The following is a 2320-nucleotide window of genomic DNA, read 5'->3' on the forward strand; positions in this document are numbered from 1 at the left end:
ATTATTGGATTTAGACAAGCACGAGGATCCTGAAACACCATTTGTAGGTGACGGCGCTGGCGCTGAAGCTGACGACGCGACAGCCTTGTGAGGTTCTGTCCTAAAAATTCGACTGTGCCTGCTGTTGGTCGCAGTAGATGCAGAATTGTTCGGCATAGCGTGCTCTTTCCGCATCCTGACTCGCCCACTAGCCCTAATGTTTCACCTGCGTAGAGGTCTAGGCTGATACCATCCACTGCTCGAATGGTTGTATCTTGACGAGATAGTAGACGTTCAAGCGGATTTATCTCCAACGTGAAGTGTTGATGGAGGTTGGTCAACCGCAATAGCGGCTTAGGAGAGGACGACTCAGCAGTCACATGTGGCTTTGATGACTGGGCAGTGGCTACCGTGGCTGAGAAGCTGGACATGTCAGCATTGTGGAGATGCAATGCCGATCGTAGCAATTGGCGAGTATAGTCGTGCTGAGGCTGGGTGAAAACCGTTTGTGTAGTGCCTGTTTCTACTAGTTTGCCCTCGGTCATCACCGCTATGCGATCGCAATAGTCGGCAATCATCGCCAAGTCATGAGAAATCAGCAGCAGAGCCATTTGTCGTTCATGACAAAGGCGGGTTAACTCCTGCAAGATTTGTGCTGAAACAGTTACATCTAGGCTAGTTGTTGGCTCATCGGCAATAACCACACGAGGATTTAGCAGTAACGCTAAGGCAATGGCCACTCGCTGTCTCATGCCACCACTGAATTCATGGGGATATTGATGCCAGCGACTTTTAGGAATTTTCACAGCCTCCAGGGTAGACACTGCCCGCTGTTTGGCTTGATGGCGAGAGAGATGAGGTTCATGCGCTCGTACCATTTCAATGCAATGCTCTCCGATTGACATCACAGGGTTCAACCGAGTCATCGGATCCTGAAACACTAAGCCCACTACTTCACCACGGTATGCTCGCAGTTCTGTTGGGGACAGCGCCAAAACAGACTTACCATCAAAGCAAATATCTCCCTCTACTCGACTGCCAGTGGGCAACAACCGCATGATGGCCCGTCCAACAGTAGATTTGCCTGAGCCAGATTCGCCCACTAATCCCAGTCGTTCACCCGCCGCCAACGACAAACTCACATTGTCTACAGCCCACGTTAGGGAACGATCGTTCAACTGAGGATACGATACGCGCAAATTTTCCAGATGTAGCAGGGGCATATCCAGTCGCCAGTTGTATGAATCTGTTGGCATGATTTTTAGTTTATTGAGTATTCTGGGTGAAGTTCTTGTCTGTTGTTGACATTTGTCACCCCATGATTAACTCTATCTCTCTCAAGCCTCGTTCCATCTTACTGTCTCTAGTCGCTTCACTTGCTGCCATTGTTTATGCAGGCACTATCTCCAAGCCAAGCTTTGCCCAAAGCAAGATTTACAATCCGATTCTTCTACAAGCAGGTACCCAAATTAGCGATCGCCTTACGTCTCAGGACATTCCTACAGGCGAAGGTGGTTTTGCCCGTGATTACATTGTGTCGTTAGCTGCTGGCGACCAAGTTGTTATTGATGTAATTTCCGAAGAGTTTGACACGATCGTGATCTTAATGGACACCAACGGTACAACTGTCGCAGAAAATGATGACGGCCCTGACGGTAGCACCAACTCACTATTATTTACCCGAATCACCAAAGCCGGTAACTACATTGTGCGCGTGAGAGCCTTTGGAGAAACTACAGGTGGTGCCTTCAAGCTAAAGGTAACTCGTCTCAAGCCTGTGTGAATCATCGCCTGTGTAAGCCATTAATCATTGAAGATCAATTACGAAGTCACAGCTACTACTTATATAGTACGCCCCATCGCCATAGCTATTCCCAATCATCAGACCTTTCTAGCCCGATATCCTGACGCACCTACTTTGACCCTGAAGAAACAATTATTCAGGCATCAACATCGGGTGCACACTCGCACGATGCCGAAATGGTAACTAACGGGTAGCGAACTGTGAAAAACCGCAACTTTTGGGAACTGGGTGAAAATGTCTTGTTACTTGGCACGGGCGTAGGCTCAGTGGCCTCAGTTGTCTCCCAACAGGCATTCTACGCCGCCGCACCTCTATCATTTTTGTTGCTACTAAACCTAGTTAATCGTCGCCGTTTTGAGCAAGCAACTGAACAAAATTTCACTTCAACAGTTTCTAAAATTGACCAGCAAGTTTCGGCTGAAATTAATTCACTGCGCCAACAAATCAGTTCTTTACCTACTCATGCGGAACTAGCTGGTATCAAGAGCACCATTACGCAAAAGCAAGATGAGGGGATAGCTAAGCTGCGTCGCGAAG

At 48.1% G+C, this 2320-nt stretch carries 3 protein-coding genes; 2 read left to right on the plus strand and 1 reads right to left on the minus strand.

Annotated features, from left to right (window positions below):
• The coding region (locus NZ772_17650; protein ID MCS6815381.1) for an ABC transporter ATP-binding protein at positions 1 to 1235 on the minus strand (1235 nt) is incomplete at its 3' end.
• Between the two features lie 62 nt (positions 1236 to 1297).
• Here NZ772_17650 and NZ772_17655 point away from each other — a divergent pair.
• Both NZ772_17655 and NZ772_17660 read left to right on the plus strand, forming a co-directional pair.
• Positions 1298 to 1762, plus strand: a complete 465-nt coding sequence (locus NZ772_17655; GenBank protein MCS6815382.1) for a PPC domain-containing protein — start codon at positions 1298 to 1300, stop codon at positions 1760 to 1762.
• Between the two features lie 221 nt (positions 1763 to 1983).
• The coding region (locus NZ772_17660) for a hypothetical protein (protein MCS6815383.1) at positions 1984 to 2320 on the plus strand (337 nt) is incomplete at its 3' end.

This window comes from Cyanobacteriota bacterium (assembly GCA_025054735.1).
In the GTDB taxonomy this organism is placed as follows: Bacteria; Cyanobacteriota; Cyanobacteriia; order SKYG9; family SKYG9; genus SKYG9.

What these genes read in the sequence shown, in the direction of transcription:
- NZ772_17655 (MCS6815382.1), top strand. Translation starts at nt 1,298, where the DNA reads ATGATTAACTCTATCTCTCTCAAGCCTCGTTCCATCTTACTGTCTCTA.